Consider the following 15,038-nt stretch of genomic DNA (forward strand, 5'->3'; position numbering starts at 1 on the left):
CCGTGGAGCTGCGCGTCATCGGCTGCCACGGCGGGGAGACCCCCCGGCATCGCACGTGCGCGTTCGTCGTGGACGACGTCCTCGCGATCGACGCGGGCTCGCTGACCAGCGGGCTCGAGGTGAAGGAGCAGGCGAAGATCGAGGCGTGCCTCGTGAGCCACGCGCACCTCGACCACATCCGCGATCTGGCCACGATCGCGGACAACCGCTGCCAGCTCGGGTGCCCGCCGCTCGTGATCGCGGGCACGCGCGAGACGCTGCGCACGCTGAAGAAGCATTTCTTCAACAACGTGCTGTGGCCCGATTTCGCGGCGATCCCGAGCCCCGCGCAGCCGACCATCGAGTACCTCGAGCTCAAGCCGGAGCGCCCTACGATGGTCGCCGGGCGGCTCGTGCGCGCGGTCCACGTGACGCACACGATCGACGCGTCGGCCTTCGTGATCGAGGGGAGCGGCGGGGCGATCGCGTACAGCGGCGACACCGGGCCGACCGAGCGGCTCTGGGAGGTGCTGAACCAGCAGCAGGACCTCCGCGCGCTGCTGATGGAGGTCAGCTTCCCCGATCGGGAGCAGCGGCTCGCGACCGTGAGCGGCCACCACACGCCGCAGACGCTCGCCGTCGAGCTCCAGAAGTTCCGCGCGCCGAAGGATCTGCCGACGATGCTCTACCACATCAAGCCCGTCTTCCAGGCCGAGGTGGAGCGGGAGTGCGCCGCGCTGAAGGGGCTGAACCTGGAGGTCCTTCAGCTCATGGATCACTTCGTCCTGTAGCGGAGCGCCAGCCGTCGGCCAGCGCCTGCGCGCCTGCCGCGGGCTCAGCGCCTGCGCGCCTGCCGTCGGCTAGAGCCGGCTCGCAGCCTCCGCCCGGAGCCTGCGCGCCTGCCGCCGTGGTGCACACGGCCTGGCCGGTGCCGCCGGCGCGCGCTCGCCGCCCCCGGAGGCGGCGGTGGCGGGCGAGCGGCAGGGGCTAGCGGCTCTCCTGCGTGGGCTCGTCGACGAACGCGCGCTTGCCGTCGGGGACCTCCTCGACGCGGGCGAGGACGACCGTGATGTTGTCGGTGCCGCCGAAGTAGTTCGCCCGATCGATGAGCGCCTTGCACGCCGCGTCCAGCGAGCCGCTCGACATCACGAGCTCGAGGATCTGATCGTCGCTCACGAGGCCGGACAGGCCGTCGGAGCAGAGGAGGTAGACGTCACCGTGGCGTGTCTCGTCCGTCACGAGATCGACGAGGACGTCCTCGCGGATGCCGAGCGCGCGCGTGATGACGTTCGCGGGCAGCTGCCGGACCTCCTCCTCGGTCATCCATGGCGCCATGTGCGCCGCGTCGCTGACGAGCGAGTGGTCGCGGGTGAGCTGCGTGATCTGGCTGTCGCGCAGGCGATAGCAGCGGCTGTCGCCCACGTGGCCCACGGTCACGTGCTCGGCGTCCTTGGAGAACATCGCCGCCACGATCGTCGTGCCCATGCCGAAGTCGGCGAGCGTCTTCAGCGAGCGATCGAAGATGCGCCGGTTCGCCAGCCTGAGGCCGGTGACGACGTAGTTCTCCTCCTCCGTGAGGTTCGGATCGGCGGGGAACGGCCAGGTGGCGTCCCTCCCCACCGTCACGGACAGGAAGTCCGAGAGGGTGCTCACAGCAAGCTGGCTCGCCACGTCGCCCGAGCGGTGTCCGCCCATTCCATCCGCCACGGCCACCACACGGTACTCCTCGCTGACGAGGAGGTTGTCCTCATTGTGGTCCCGGAGGAGCCCGGTATCCGTCATCCCGGCAAACCGGGTCCGCAACATGGGCAGAGAGTAGACGCGGAGCCGGGGGGCAGCGCAAGTTCAAGGCGAGGGCAAAGCTGAAATCCTGGGCCGGATCTCCCACCGCGGCGGCTCCACGCGGGGCAGAAGCGGCCGGCGGCGGGGGCGACGGACCCTCCCGGAGGCGCCCGCCCGCCGGACGCACTTTGCTCTTGAAAGATGAGAGGGGACGTGGGGTTCCCGCCGAGCGGCGCCGCGCGCCGCGAAAGCGCGCCCGCGCCGCGCGCTTTCGCCCGGGCGCGCGAGCTCAGAGCCAGCTCTCGCCGATCGCGAGCCCGAGCGCGGCCGCGATCGTCTCGGCGGCGCGCACGCCCGACGCATGCGCCTCCTCGAAGAGCGCCATCCCGGGCTGATCGACGTGCGCCCAGGCGACGCGCTCGTCGAGCGCGCAGACCGGCTCGAACGGCCGCGGGCCGAGGAAGCCGGGGCGCGGGCGCGGCATCGCGTGGCCCCAGATCATGACGTCCATCCGGCCCACGTCGTCGCGCAGGTGCGGGTGCGCCGGCGCGAGATCGCGCAGCACGCCCTCGGCGAGCGACGCCCACGGCGCGCCGAGCAGCGCCGCGCGCGCGCCGGCGACGTCGGGCCCGCCGTACGCGCGGTAGTACGTCAGCACGGTGCGCTGCATCGGCGCCTCCAGGCGCGAGCGCTGCGTCGTGCCCGCGGCGAGGTCGGTGAGCTGGTGGCGCGCGTCCACATAGCCGAGCCCGTCCGCGCCGTAGAGGACGGAATCCCACGCGTGGTTTGGATCGAGGGGCCGCTCGACGTGCAGGTTTGCGACGAGCCACGCCGACGCGACGCGCGCCGGCAGCTCGCCCGCCGCGCCGCCCGCGAAGATGCGGCGCGCGACGAACGCGGGCGCCGCGAGGATCGCGGCGCGCGCCTCGACGCGGCGGGCCTCGCCGCGCGGCACGTCGACGTAGTCGACCTCCACGCGGCCGCCCGGCTGCGGGCGCACCGACGTGACGAGCGCGCCCAGCGACACGCGCGGCGCCGCGCGCTCGAGCAGCGCCTTCACGAGGCGCCCGTTGCCCTCGGGCCAGATCAGGTAGCGGCTGCCCGCGAGCTCCGGGGTGCGCGCCTTGCGCCCCGCGAAGTAGTGCAGCCCCGCCCAGGCCGAGATCTCCTCGAGCTCGCCGCCGAAGTCGTCGAGCATCGCGTAGCGCACGTACCAGCGCAAAAAGGGCGTGCGGTACCCCTCGCGATCGAGCCAGGCCGCCATGCTCATCCGGTCGAGCGCGAGCAGCTCGGGATCGCGCGACGAGCGGTCGAGCGGGATCTGGAACGCCGCGCGCCCGTCGCTGCCTCGGAGCTCCGTGAGCTCCTCCTCGAGCGCGTGGAACCGCTCGAGCTCCTCGACCGCGTCGGCCGGCAGCGCGTCGACCGGCGCGAGGCCGGCGTGCCAGGCGCCCTCGTAGAACAGCCGCTCGCCCGGCGCGTGGCACAGCCGCCGCGGATCGAACGTGGGGCGGCCGGCCGCGTCCCACCCGGTGACGACGCCCATCTGTTCGAGCAGCCGCAGCGTCGCGCGGGCCTCGACGTTCGGCGCGGCCAGGTAGTGCGCGCCCCACGGGTAGGGCACGACGCCGTCCTCGCCCCACGCGCTCGTGCCGCCGGGCCGCGGCTCGAGCTCGAGGACCCGCAGATCGAGCCCGGCGCCGGCGAGCCGCCACGCGGCCGACAGGCCGCTCACCCCGCCGCCGACGATGACGACGTCCGCGCGCTCGGCCGGGCCGGACGCTGAGGCGCGCGGCGCGCCGCCGCGGAGCAGGTGGCCCGCGCCGTGGGCCGCGCCCACGATTTCGCCGGCGAGCGGCGCCCGCCCCGGCGCGGCCGTGTGCACGAGCCAGCCGGCGGCCACGGAGCTGAGGAAGCCGCGGCGGTTCACCGGGTCACCGCGTCCACTCCGCCCACTCGCGCGTGTACACGGAGACGAGCTTCTGGTCGTTCAGCCGGTTGACCGGGGCGTCGACGCGGCCGAGATCGCGCGGGAACCGGAAGAGCTCGGGCAGGCCGCTCGAGTCGAGGTAGCGGAGCTTCGACGCGTCGATCCGCAGGGCGCCGGGCGCGGCGAGCCCCTCGCCGCCCGCCAGGATGAACCCCCACTCGCCGAAGCTCGGCACGTAGACGTGCAGCGGCGCGGCCTTGAAGCCGGCCGCCTCGAGCGTCGTCACGACGGACCAGAACGACTCGCGCGCGTAGTGCGGCGACGTCGCCTGGATCACGGCGAGCCCGCGCACGGAGATCCGCTGCCGGAGCAGGTGGTAGAAGGCGTCGGTGTACAGCTTGCCGACGGCGTAGTTGCCCGGATCGGGGAAGTCGACGACCGCGAGATCGAACGACTCGGTCGACTCCTCGAGGTACTTGAACGCGTCCTCGTTGCGGACGACGACGCGCGGATCGCGGAGCGCGCCCCCGTTCAGCGCCGCGGCGAGCGGCAGGTCGCGGAAGGCGCCGGTGACGGCGGCGTCGAGGTCGACGAGCAGGATCTGCTCGATCGACGGGTAGCGCAGCAGCTCGCGCGCGGCGAGGCCGTCGCCGCCGCCGAGGATCAGCGCGCGCCGCGGATCGCGGCCCAGGGCGGCGACGGCCGGGTGCACGAGCACCTCGTGGTACCGGTGCTCGTCGTCGGACGAGAACTGGAGGTTGCCGTTCAGGAAGAGGCGCGTCGTGCGCGGGCTCCGCGTGATGATGAGGCGCTGGTACGGCGACTGCGCCGCGTAGACGATGGGCGCGCCGAAGTAGAGCGCCTCCGAGCGCTCGACGAACCGCGAGACGAGCGCGAAGGCGACGCCGAGCCCCGCCATCACGACCACGCAGAGCGACCGCAGCCGGACGACGACCGAGCGCTCCAGCGGGAAGAGGAACGTGCTCGTGAGCGCGACCGCCGCGTTGAGCAGGCCGAAGAACAGGCTCGTCTGGTGGATCCCGAGGCGCGGCAGCAGGAGCGACGGGAAGAGCAGGCTCGCGGCGAGGGCGCCGATGTAATCGAGCGTGAGCACGCGCGCGACGAGCCGCTTGAGATCCAGGGAGAAGTTGAGCAGCCGGATGAGCAGCGGGATCTCGAGGCCGACGAGGACGCCGATGAGCAGCACGAGCGCGTAGAGCAGCGCGCGGAACGCCCCGAGCGCGGTGTACACGCGGAAGAGCATCGGCGCGGAGAGCCCGCCGACGAGCGCGAGGCCGAGCTCGATCTCGACGAAGCGCTCGAGGAGGCGGCCCTCGATGTACTGCGAGAGGTACGAGCCGATCCCCATCGCGAACAGGTAGAGGCCGATGACGAAGCTGAACTGCGTCACCGAGTCGCCGAGGACGTAGCTCGCGAGGGTGCCGGTGATGAGCTCGTAGATGAGCCCCGACGTGGCGATGACGAACACGCTCGCGAGGAGCGCGGGGTGCACGAGCCGGGGCAGCGGCTGCGCCGCAGGCGCGCTCGCCCCGGCGTCCCCGCGCGGGGCGCCCCGAGCGCCCGTCGAGCTCTCCTCGGTGGCCGGCATCGGCGCGGTCCTACCACCGCTCGTGCGGGATCACAGCCGGTTCGCGCGCGGGTTCACGCGCGCCTGTGCGAGCCCGCGGCGCGCAAGCGGCCTTGAAACGCTTCCTCTTCCCTGGCCGGCGCTTCTAGTATGGTGCTCGCGTGAGCACGCCCTTCGACCGAGCAGCCGCGTGCCCCTCGTGCGGCGCGCCGATCACGTTTCGCTTCGCGGGCGCGATGGCGCAGGTGTGCAAGCACTGCAAGTTCGTGGTCGCCCGCACCGACCGGGACCTCCGGGCCGTCGGGCGCGTCGCGGACCTTGTCGAGATCCCCACGCCCCTCCAGCTCGGGGTCACGGGGCGCTGGGGCAACGAGCCGTTCGTGGTCGACGGCCGCGTGCAGCTCGATCGCGCCGGCGCGCCGGGCGCGCCCTGGCAGGAGATCTTCATCGCCTTCCCGGCCAGCGGCCGCTGGACGTGGGTCGCCTACGCCCAGGGGCGCTGGTACGCGACCACCGAGGCGCCGCTCCCGCTGAACGGGCTGCCCCCGTGGGCCTCCCTCCAGCCCGGCGGCCGCGTCCACCTCGAGGGGCACGGCGTGTTCACCGTCGTCGAGGTCGGCCGCCGGCGCGTGATCTCGGCCGAGGGCGAGATGCCGCACGTCGCCGCGCCGGGCGTGGTGACCGGCTTCGTCGACATCGCGGGGCCGCGGGGCGAGTTCGGGACCCTCGACTACGGCGACGGTCGGATCATCCCGCCGAAGCTCTACCTCGGCCGGCAGATCGACCCCGCCGTGATGCAGCTCGACGCCGGCGTGCCCGTGGAGCGGCCCGCCGCGCAGGTGACGGCCCTCGCCTGTCCGAACTGCGGCGGCAATCTCCCGCTCGCCGCCCCGGGGACCGCGGAGCGCATCGTCTGCCGCTACTGCGGCACGGCGAGCGATCTCACGAACGGCGCCCTCGTCGCCCTCGGCCAGGTGCCCCGGCCGCCCATGGAGCCGTACGTCCCGCTCGGCGCCGAGGGCCAGCTCCGCGGCATGCGCGTGCTCTGCATCGGCTTCGTCATCCGCGGCTGCACGGTGGAGGGCGAGCGCTACCGCTGGCGGGAGTACCTGCTCTACGGCGGACCGAGCGTCGGCTACCTGTGGCTGATGGAAGAGGACGGCGCCTGGCAGCTCGTGACGCCGCTGTCGCCCGGCGAGGTCCAGCCGATGGGGTCGACCGCGAGCTACCAGGGGAGGACGTACGCGCTCCAACAGAGCGTCCACGCCGAGGTGGAATACGTCATCGGCGAGTTCTACTGGAAGGTGGAGATCGGCGAGGGGGTACAAGCCACCGAGTACCAGGGCGAAGGCGGCAAGATCAGCATCGAGCAGGCCCCGACCGAGGTCAGCGTGTCGTTCTGCGCACCCTTGCCCGGCCCGGAGCTCGCCGCCGCCTTCCACCTGCCGCCCCCGCCGAAACCCGGGCTCGGCAGCGGGACCGGCATGAGCGCCGGCACGGTGATCGTCCTCGTCGTCGTCCTGGTCATCGTCCTCCTCATCCTCATCGCGCTCAGCGACTGTGGTGGGGGCGGCGGCGGCGTCATCTTCGTTCCGACCGGGGGGGGTAGCCCGAGCTTCGGGGGCGGGAAGTGATCCAGCTTTACTGCCAGATTCGGCTGAATCTGAATTAGAGGCCGTCGCGGGGCCGGGAATGCCATGGTCCCGGGTGGTGCCGAATCGGGCGCGCGCGGGCCTGGACATCTCTATGTCCACCGTCGCGGAGAGAGCGGCCTCACGTCGAAGGGAACGGTCGAATCCGGGCAGGTGATGGTCGGTTTCGGGTATCGGTCGCCTCCGGCCGCTCCCCTCGATCGAATGATTTCAATGGTTTACACGCTGGCCTGCGGCGGCCCATGACGTGCAATGTGCCGCCCGAAGCCGGCGCGAACCGGTGACGGAGGCCCATGCAAACCGTGAATTCGGTCGACCCGCACGCACAGCTGCGTGCGCTCTACATCTCCCTGCTCCGGAACCAGGAGCACTTCGACGAGTTCAAGCAGCTGCTCTCCCTCTACATCGTCTCGCCCGAGGCCGACGAGGAGCCGGTGGACGCCGCCAGGGTCCGCGCGCTGCTCAACAGCCGCATCCGCTCCTGGATCGGCGGCTTCTTCGATGGGCTGAGCGCCGCCCAGGTGCTCCAGTGGCGCGCGATCGTGGTCGAGGAGCGCATCAACGTGTGCCTGTCGCCCTGGAAGGAGTCGAACATTTATTGATGCTGCGGCGCAGGCGACAGGCGGGGTTGCACCGCCATCGGCGTACGTCCCACCGGCGCGGCTCCGCCCCGGTCCCATCTCCCGGCGCCCGGCGCCCGCGCCGCGCCTCGGCCGCGAGCGCCGGGCCGCGCGCGTCGCGCCCGGCCGCGGAGGTGTCCGCCCATGGATGACGCGCTCTGGGTGGACGAGCTCTACACGGCGTTCTGGCGGACCCTCCCGGGGATGCTCCACGCCGAGGCGCAGGGGCTGGCCTACACGCTCGGCCTGGCCCCGTCGCGCGACGTGCCCTGGAGCGCCGTGTTCCGCAACGAGATCACCCTGGCCGCGCCCGCGCTGCTCGCCGAGGCCATGCCAGGGGTCCGCGGGGCCACCGTGCAGGACGCCCTGCTCGCGCACCTCCTCGCCGTCATCGAGGCGTTCGGCACGGACCGCATCCAGGACGCGCAGGTCCGGCCGACCTGGCAGCTCGAGGCCATCCTGGCCCACGCGCGGCGGGCGCGCGACGAGGCGCTGCGCCGCGTCGCGCCCGAAGTCGACGACCCGGCCATCGACTTCGCCCGCGCGGACGAGGCGACGCTGCTCGCCATCGAGGCCGAGCGCAGCGTCCTCGCGAGCGGCGAGCCCGCCGGCTTCAGCCGCTACTACGCGCTCTCCCTCGGCAAGCAGAGCGTCGGCTTCCCGGCGTCGATCGCCCTGGCGCACGCCGCGGGCTGGACCGCCGCGCAGCGCGAGGTGCTCGCGCGGCTGCTCTCGTCGGTGTGGCTCGGCCTGCAGCTCCACGACGACGTCATGGACTGGCAGGACGACTACCAGCGAGGCGGCGCCTGGGCCGTCGTCCTGGCCTCGGAGCTCCGATCGCGGGCGGAGGGGGAGCCCGACACCACGTCCGCGCGCGCGCGGGATGATGATGACCGCGCGTCCGGGTCGTACCACCGCGCCGCGATCGCGTACGGGCCGCTCGGCACGCCGCCCTGGGGCATCGCCGCGACGCCGAGGGCGAAGAGCGAGCCGCCGGCCTCCAGCGCGGCCTCGTCGCTCGTCCCCGTGCGCCGCATGGTCCTCGAGTCGGGCGTGCTCGCGGCGATGCTCGACGGCGAGCGCCGGTGCTTCGGCGCCGCGCGCCGGCGCGCGGCCGCCCTCGGCGCCCGCCGCGTCGCCGCCTGGGCGGCGGCGAGGGAGGCGCACGCGCAGGAGCTCGCGCGCTGCGAGGCCGAGAGCCCGGGCTTCGCCAACCGCGCCCACGCGCTCAACGCCTGGGCCAAGGCCGTGCTGGCATGAGCCGGGGCCGCGACGCGGCCTCGCGGGGGGGAGCGGGCGCTCCGGAGGAGGGGCCCGCGCGCGCTCGCCCGGCGCGCGGCCGCCCGAGCGCGCCGCCCCCCGCGTCGACCGCCTCCCCCAGGGCGCGCCCGGCGCGCCCGCCGTGGGACTTCGGCTACGCCCCGGTGCCCACCGCCGCGGGCGACGACGACGGCTGCCCCCTCGACATCGTCGTGGCCCTGCGCTGCGCCGCGGCCCCCGGCGACGTCGTCGCGGCGCTCTCGGCGCGCTGGTCCGCGGTCGAGGTCGAGCGGGTCATCGAGCGGCCGCCCATCTTCTGGCTCCGCGTCCGGTCGCCCGACGGCGGGCGGCGCGCCGAGGTCGCCGCCGCGCTCTCGGCCGCGGCGCTCCCGGTGCGCTACGTCGCGTCGGCCCGGCGCCCGAGCGCCGCCGTGGCGCCGCGCTTCGACGCGGCCGCGGGCGCCGCGGCGCGCCCCGACGGGTGGACGGTCCGCGGCGCGTCGTTCGAGGAGGATCCCGTCACGCCCGGCCGCTGGTTCCTGCGCGACGAGGAGGGCGGGATCGGGGTCGACCGCCGCCGCTGCGGGAGCGGCGCGGGGATGCGGCTCGGGGTCATCGACGACGACGCCTGGGCGGCCGACGAGCTCGGCCTCGACCGCGAGGTGCTCGTCATGCTCGAGCACCCGCCGCGCAGCCAGGCGCACGGCTCGTTCATGGTCGCCTGGGCCGTCGGCTCCCGCCGCCCCGGCGGCTTCCGCGGCGTCGCGCCGGACGCGTCGCCGCGGCTCTACCTGATCCCGAAGCCCGGCTCGTGCGTCCTGGCCCTCCCGGTCGCGATCATCCAGGCCGTCAGCGACGGCGCCGACGTCGTGGTCTGCGCCGCGTACGTCGAGGGCTCGACGACGCCCATGCTGGACGACGCGCTGGAGTTCGCCGCCCGCCTCGGGCGCCGCGGCCGGGGCTGCCCGGTCGTGTTCCCGACGGGCCGCGAGGCCTCGAGCCCCCCCGCGTCGCTGCACGCGAGCTTCTCGCTCGGGTTCGGCGAGCCCGCGAGCGACCCGCGGGTGTTCTGCGTCGGCCCGGGCGCCCGCGGCGAGGGGTGGTTCCTCTGGCGGGACCGCCGGGGGCGCAGCCGCCCCTTCGCCAACCGCGGCCCGGCGGTGCGATGGCTCGCGCCCGGCGACGATCTCACCTGCCCGCTGCCGCCGGCGTCCGGCGCGGCGCCCGAATCCGGCGCGGCGCCCGCCTCCGGCGCGTCGGGCGCGGCGCCCGAATCCGGCGCGGCGCCCGCCTCCGGCGCATCCGGCGCGGCGCCCGCCTCCGGCGCGTCGGGCGCGGCGCCCGAATCCGGCGCGGCGCCCACCTCCGGCGCCGCGCCGCTGGCCGAGCGGCTCTGCCACGCCGAGTCGAGCGGGGCCTCGGCCCTGGCCGCGGGCGTCCTGCTCCTCGTCCTGTCGCGCAACCCCGCGCTGCGCCTGCCCGAGCTCGACGCCCTGGTCCTGCGCACGCTCGCGCCGGTGCCCCCCGCGGCGCCCGCGTCGGCCGAGCCGATCGCCGACCCCTGGGACCTCTTCCCCGACGGGCGCGATCGCGACGGCCACAACGCCAAGCACGGCTACGGCCGCATCGACGCCGGCCGGGCCTGCCTCGCCGCCGGCGACCCCGTCGCGCTCGCGCTGGTGCTCATCGGCGAGGACCGCGCCGCGCGCGCCTGGCACGACGCCCGCGCCGCGGGCCCGCTCGCCCGCGGCCTGTACTCGCGCCGCCTCGCGCGCTGGGCCGTCCGGGCGCTGCTCGCCGACCCGAGCCTCTGCCACGGCGTCTGCGCGCTCGCGCGCCACGCCCGCCTCACCGCGGGCGACGACGCGCGCCGGCGCGCCCACGGCGCGGGCGTCGTGCTGCGGCAGCTCTCGGTCCTCGTCCGCGGCCTCGCCGCGAGCCGCCAGGCGCCGCCGGCGCCGCCGCGCGTGCGCGGCGAGGTCGCGGCCCTGCTCGACGACCTCGAGCGCTCGGCGACCGACGCCGCCGCGGTCCAGGCCGTCGAGGCGCGCTTCGGCGAGCTGGCCGACGCCGTGTTCGCGGACGCCGCGGAGCGCCGCGCGCGCCAGGGCGCGGCCTGAGCGCGCTCCCTCACCGGCGGCGCGGCGTGATCCCCCTCTCATCCACGCATGAAAACGTAATGAAAATCGCGTAACAGCGCCGCCGGGCCCGCCGGGGCGCGGGCGGTCGCGGCGCGGCGTGCCGCCCGGCGCGTGAGCCCCGTTGGTTCACCCGGGGTTCCAGCGTATCGTGGGTGGCTCGTGGCGCAATTTACGCGCCGTCGAGTCTCCCGATGCCAGCTATCGAGAATCGGCGTTGGCTCCTTGCGGCGGTCGTCTTCGCGACGCTCGTACTGGGCGGCTCCGGGATCAGGAGCGCCGTGAGCTGGTACGAGCGCCCGTTCCCGGGCGTCCTCGTCGACCCGGACGGCGTGGTCTCGAGCCTCGGCCTGCCGTCCTGGGAGGGCTTCCAGAAGGGCCTCCGGTTCCCCGATCGCGTCGTCGAGGTCAACGGCTGGCGCCTCGAGAGCACCGAGGGGCGCTACCGCGCCAGCACCTGGGACGCCGCGATCGAGCAGGCGGCGCGCGAGGGGCAGCGCTCGGTGCACGCCCGCGTCGAGACGGCCGAGGGGGTGCGCGACGTCGAGCTCTCCCTCGTCCCGTTCGATCCGCTCGCGTGGTGGTTCTACGCCGGCGGGCTGATGGTCGTCGCCTCGCTCTACGTGGGCGCCGCGCTCATCGCCCTCAGCGCGAGCCCGCGCGGCAAGCTCGCGCGCGCGTTCGCGACGGCCGCGCTGTTCACCGCGCTCTTCCAGTTCTCGATCTTCGACTACCACAGCTCGCGCGACCTCGTCCCGTTCTTCCACGTCGCGTACGCGCTCGTCCCGATGAGCTTCTTCACCCTGGCGCTGCGGCTGCCGGACGACGTCGCGCTCATCGCGCGCTACCCCGCCTTCGCGCGGATCGCGCATGGGCTCGGCGGCCTGCTCGCCGCCGGCATGCTCGCCTCGCACGCCATGGGCTGGACCACCGTCGGGATCCGGGGCGTCTGCGCGACCCTGGTCGTCGCCTCGTTCCTCTTCTTCGCGATCACGCTGATCCTCCGCTTCGCCGCCGCGGAGGGGGACCGCCGCCGCACGCTGCGCGCGCTGCTCCTCGCCATGGCGCCGCCGCACGTCGTGATCGCGGTCGGGTTCCTCCTGGCCATGCTCGGCGTCGCGGAGTCGGCGCTCGCGTGGTTCTCGATCCCGGCGCTCGCCCTCACGCCCGTCTCCAGCGTCGTCGCGTTCATCCGCTACGACCTCTGGGGCAGCCGCGCGCTCCTGTCGCGCCCGCTCACGCGGATCATCATCGCCGGCATGATGGTCGCGCTCACGGTGATCGTCTGCTCCGCCTGCGCGGGGTACGCCGGCCTCCCGCTGCTCGGCGCGATCAAGGTCGCCGCGCCCGCCGCGATCGTCAGCGCCGCGCTGGTCGTGTTCGCGCTCGGCGCCGGCGACCGGAAGCTCTTCCCGGCGCGCGCCGAGTACAAGCCCACCGTCGAGCAGCTCAGCGAGGAGCTGACCCTCGTCGCCGATCCCGACGAGGTCGCGGACGCGGTCGAGCGCACGGTGGCGCGCTGGCTGTCCTGCGAGCGCGTCACCTTCCGCCGCATCGAGGTCGACGCCGCCGACGCCCCCGGCGAGCAGGAGCCGCGCGCCGCCGAGGCGAGCGGCGAGCGGCTCATCGGGATCGATCCGCCGCCGGCGAGCGCGAGCGAGCTCTCGCTCACGCTCATGTTCCGCGGCCGGCTGCTCGGCGTCCTCGAGGTCGGCAAGAAGCGCGGCGGCGCCCTGTTCACGAGCGAGGACCTCGACCTGCTCCGCACCATCGGCAACCAGGCCGCGCTCGCCCTCGCGCACGCGCACAGCTACGCCGAGCTGGAGCGGCGGCGGCGCGAGCAGGCCGCCGCCTGGCGGGACGAGCGCGCGGCGCTCATCGAGACGCTCGCGGCCGAGATCACCCACGAGGTGCGCTACCCGATCAACTTCTTCCGCTCGGTGTTCAAGCGCGGCTCGAGCAACCAGAGCCTGGACGCCGAGGAGGTCGAGATCGGCTGCGAGGAGGTCGAGCGCCTCGAGCGGCTCGTGATGGGCCTGCGCCGGGTGACGCACAGGAAGCTCGAGCGCCGCCGCCTCGCGGTCGAGGAGCTCGTGAGCCGGGCGGAGATGCTCCTGCGCGATCAGCTCGGCAAGCGGCGGATCGAGGCGCGCGTGAGCGCGACGCCGCGGCTCAGCTGCGACCCCGACCAGGCCACGCAGGTGCTCGTCAACCTCCTCTCGAACGGCCTCGACGCCGCCGGGGACAGGGGGACCGTCGGGGTCACCTGGGAGCCGTCCGAGGGCGGCGCAGAGCTCGTCGTGTGGGACACGGGGCCGGGCTTCGGCGGGGACGCCTCGCGCATCTTCGCGCCCTGGTACACGACGAAGCCGCGCGGGACGGGGCTCGGGCTCGCCATCACGCACCGCATCGTCCGCGCCCACGGGTGGTCCATCGACCCGGAGCGGCGCGACGGCAGGACGCGGTTCGTGATCGCGATCCCGGCCGCCGACGTCACCATGACCGCAGAGGACGAGGTCGCGTGAAGATCCTGGTCGTCGACGATCAGCGGAGCGGCCGCCGCACGCTCCGGCAGATCCTGGCCGCGCTCGACGAGGTCGAGGTGCTGGAGGCGGTCGGCCTCGACGACGCGATGGCGGCGGTGGAGCGGAGCGCGCCGGATCTCCTGCTCCTCGACGTGCGCCTCTCGGACGATCCGCGCGACCGCGGCGGCCTGGAGATCCTGCGGCGGGTGCGCGCCTCGGGGCGGAGCACGCCGGCGGTGATGGTCACCTCGGTCAGCGAGCTGTCCGAGATCCGGGAGGCCATGCGGCTCGGCGCGCAGGACTACGTGCTGAAGGACGAGCTCTGCCCGGAGATGCTCCTGCCGATCATCGAGGGGCAGCGCGAGCGGCTGCTCCTCAAGGGCGAGGTGGTGCGGCTGCGCGAGCGGGTCGACCGCACGTTCGGGACGAAGGCGCTGCTCGGCTCGTCCGCGGCGATGGAGCGCGTGCGGCGGATCGTCGAGCGGGTCGCCGAGTCGAGCAAGACCGTGCTCATCCGCGGCGAGACCGGCAGCGGCAAGGAGATGGTCGCCCGCGCGCTGCACGAGATGAGCTCGCGCCGCGGCGAGCCGTTCGTGGCCGTCAACTGCTCGGCGCTGCCGGGGACGCTCATCGAGTCGCTCATCTTCGGGCACGAGCGCGGCGCCTTCACCGGCGCCGAGAAGCGCATCCGCGGCCAGCTCGAGCTCGCGGGCGCGGGCACGATCCTGCTCGACGAGATCGCCGAGATGCCCGGCGAGCTCCAGGCGAAGCTCCTGCGCGTGCTCGAGGATCGCCGCTTCCGCCCGCTCGGCGCCGAGTCGGAGATCCCGCTGCGCGCCCGCGTCCTCGCGGCGACCCACGTCGACCTGGAGAAGCGCATCAGCGAGGGGCGCTTCCGCGAGGATCTCTTCTACCGGCTCAACGTGGTCACGGTGCACGTCCCGTCGCTCGCCGAGCGCGACGCGGATCTCATCGAGCTCTTGCTCGCCTTCAGCGCGGAGCTCCCGCGCAAGCTCCGCTACACCGACGAGGCGATCGCGTGGCTCGTCCGGCGGCCCTGGCCCGGCAACGTGCGGGAGCTCCGGAACGTCGTCGAGCGGCTCGGGCTGCTCGCGGACGACGATCTCATCGACGTCCCGACGCTCGAGGAGCTCGCGCGCGAGCGGCCGATCGTGGACGCCACGGCGGAGATCGACCGGCTGGCGCGCGCGCTGCTCGCCCTGCCCGAGCGGCTCGGATCGAAGCTCCGCGTGATCGAGCGCGCGGTGCTGCACCACGCGATCGAGAGCTGCGGCGGCAACAAGGCGGCCGCGGCGCGGCTCATCGGCGTCGATCGGAAGATGCTCGAGCGGCGGTGGGACCGGCACACCGGCGAGGAGCCGCCGAGCAGCCGGCGGGTCACGCCCGTGAACGCGCCGCGGTACCTCGGCGAGGAGCCGCCGAGCAGCCGGCGGCTCTCGCCCGCGAACGCGCCGCGGTACCTCGGCGAGGAGCCTCCGAGCAGCCGGCGGCTCTCGCTGCCGTCGGACCCTGGCGACGGGTGAGCCGCGCCGGGGCGGCGCGG

General features: G+C 74.5%; 10 protein-coding genes. 7 read left to right on the forward strand and 3 right to left on the reverse strand.

Features of this window, described 5'->3' with window-relative positions:
- The first annotated feature begins 2 nt into the window (after nt 1-2).
- Nucleotides 3-770 carry an MBL fold metallo-hydrolase gene (locus WME98_RS41495; RefSeq protein ID WP_437947188.1) on the forward strand — a complete coding sequence of 256 codons (768 nt, stop codon included), beginning with the start codon at nt 3-5 and terminating at the stop codon, nt 768-770.
- A 196-nt stretch (nt 771-966) separates the two neighbouring features.
- Here the strand turns inward: WME98_RS41495 and WME98_RS41500 are convergent, their stop codons facing one another.
- The 3 genes from WME98_RS41500 to WME98_RS41510 form a co-directional block, all read right to left on the reverse strand.
- Entirely contained in the window at nt 967-1,761 is a 795-nt protein-coding gene (locus WME98_RS41500; protein ID WP_236644631.1) for a PP2C family serine/threonine-protein phosphatase, read from the reverse strand.
- Between the two features lie 289 nt (nt 1,762-2,050).
- Nucleotides 2,051-3,691, reverse strand: a complete 1,641-nt coding sequence (locus WME98_RS41505; RefSeq protein ID WP_437947189.1) for an FAD-dependent oxidoreductase — start codon at nt 3,689-3,691, stop codon at nt 2,051-2,053.
- A 4-nt stretch (nt 3,692-3,695) separates the two neighbouring features.
- Nucleotides 3,696-5,300, reverse strand: coding sequence for a polyamine aminopropyltransferase (locus WME98_RS41510; RefSeq protein WP_437947190.1), 1,605 nt, complete (start codon nt 5,298-5,300; stop codon nt 3,696-3,698).
- A 140-nt stretch (nt 5,301-5,440) separates the two neighbouring features.
- Between WME98_RS41510 and WME98_RS41515 the strand changes: the two genes are divergently transcribed.
- The 6 genes from WME98_RS41515 to WME98_RS41540 all read left to right on the forward strand — a co-directional run bounded on the left by WME98_RS41515 (nt 5,441) and on the right by WME98_RS41540 (nt 15,018).
- Nucleotides 5,441-6,913 carry a DUF4178 domain-containing protein gene (locus WME98_RS41515; RefSeq protein ID WP_437947191.1) on the forward strand — a complete coding sequence of 491 codons (1,473 nt, stop codon included), beginning with the start codon at nt 5,441-5,443 and terminating at the stop codon, nt 6,911-6,913.
- 311 nt (nt 6,914-7,224) lie between these two features.
- Entirely contained in the window at nt 7,225-7,533 is a 309-nt protein-coding gene (locus WME98_RS41520; RefSeq protein ID WP_061621885.1) for a hypothetical protein, read from the forward strand.
- 162 nt (nt 7,534-7,695) lie between these two features.
- Nucleotides 7,696-8,811, forward strand: a complete 1,116-nt coding sequence (locus WME98_RS41525; RefSeq protein WP_437947192.1) for a hypothetical protein — start codon at nt 7,696-7,698, stop codon at nt 8,809-8,811.
- Entirely contained in the window at nt 8,808-10,931 is a 2,124-nt protein-coding gene (locus WME98_RS41530) for a hypothetical protein (protein ID WP_437947193.1), read from the forward strand. The genes WME98_RS41525 and WME98_RS41530 overlap by 4 nt, the downstream gene beginning before the upstream one ends.
- A 299-nt stretch (nt 10,932-11,230) precedes the next feature.
- Complete coding sequence (locus tag WME98_RS41535; protein WP_437947195.1) at nt 11,231-13,474, forward strand: ATP-binding protein; 2,244 nt, start codon at nt 11,231-11,233, stop codon at nt 13,472-13,474.
- Nucleotides 13,471-15,018, forward strand: a complete 1,548-nt coding sequence (locus WME98_RS41540; RefSeq protein WP_437338063.1) for a sigma-54-dependent transcriptional regulator — start codon at nt 13,471-13,473, stop codon at nt 15,016-15,018. The genes WME98_RS41535 and WME98_RS41540 overlap by 4 nt, the downstream gene beginning before the upstream one ends.
- Nucleotides 15,019-15,038 lie beyond the last annotated feature (20 nt).

The organism is Sorangium sp. So ce296, assembly GCF_051529605.1.
GTDB classification, from domain to species: Bacteria; Myxococcota_A; Polyangia; order Polyangiales; family Polyangiaceae; genus Sorangium; species Sorangium cellulosum_D.

Bases quoted from the DNA above. Each gene is read 5' to 3' on its own strand.
- WME98_RS41510 (WP_437947190.1), bottom strand. From the start codon at position 5,300: ATGCCGGCCACCGAGGAGAGCTCGACGGGCGCTCGGGGCGCCCCGCGC.
- WME98_RS41500 (WP_236644631.1), bottom strand. From the start codon at position 1,761: ATGACGGATACCGGGCTCCTCCGGGACCACAATGAGGACAACCTCCTC.
- WME98_RS41520 (WP_061621885.1), top strand. From the start codon at position 7,225: ATGCAAACCGTGAATTCGGTCGACCCGCACGCACAGCTGCGTGCGCTC.
- WME98_RS41525 (WP_437947192.1), top strand. From the start codon at position 7,696: ATGGATGACGCGCTCTGGGTGGACGAGCTCTACACGGCGTTCTGGCGG.
- WME98_RS41530 (WP_437947193.1), top strand. From the start codon at position 8,808: ATGAGCCGGGGCCGCGACGCGGCCTCGCGGGGGGGAGCGGGCGCTCCG.